Below are 604 nucleotides of genomic sequence, written 5' to 3'. Positions count from 1 at the left end.
AAGCGCCTTGGTATTCTCTACCTGACCACCTGTGTCGGTTTGGGGTACGATTCTGTGTTACCTGATGCTTAGAGGCTTTTCCTGGAAGCAGGGCATTTATCACTTCAGCACCGTAGTGCCTCGTCGTCACGCCTCAGCGTTAAAAGAGTCCGGATTTACCTGGACCCTCCGCCTACACGCTTAAACCGGGACAACCGTCGCCCGGCTGATATAGCCTTCTCCGTCCCCCCTTCGCAGTAACACCGAGTACAGGAATATTAACCTGTTTCCCATCGACTACGCCTTTCGGCCTCGCCTTAGGGGTCGACTCACCCTGCTCCGATTAACGTTGAACAGGAACCCTTGGTCTTCCGGCGAGCGGGCTTTTCACCCGCTTTATCGTTACTTATGTCAGCATTCGCACTTCTGATACCTCCAGCATGCCTCACAGCACACCTTCGACGGCTTACAGAACGCTCCCCTACCCAACAACACATAGTGTCGCTGCCGCAGCTTCGGTGCATGGTTTAGCCCCGTTACATCTTCCGCGCAGGCCGACTCGACCAGTGAGCTATTACGCTTTCTTTAAATGATGGCTGCTTCTAAGCCAACATCCTGGCTGTCT

General features: G+C 54.0%; 1 rRNA gene. It reads right to left on the bottom strand.

What is annotated here, in order from left to right:
* Nucleotides 1-604: ribosomal RNA gene (locus AC1V0D_RS21965) — 23S ribosomal RNA — on the bottom strand; the annotation flags it as partial.

The organism is Pantoea sp. PA1, from assembly GCF_056856975.1.
This window is presented reverse-complemented; position numbering and strand designations above follow the sequence as displayed.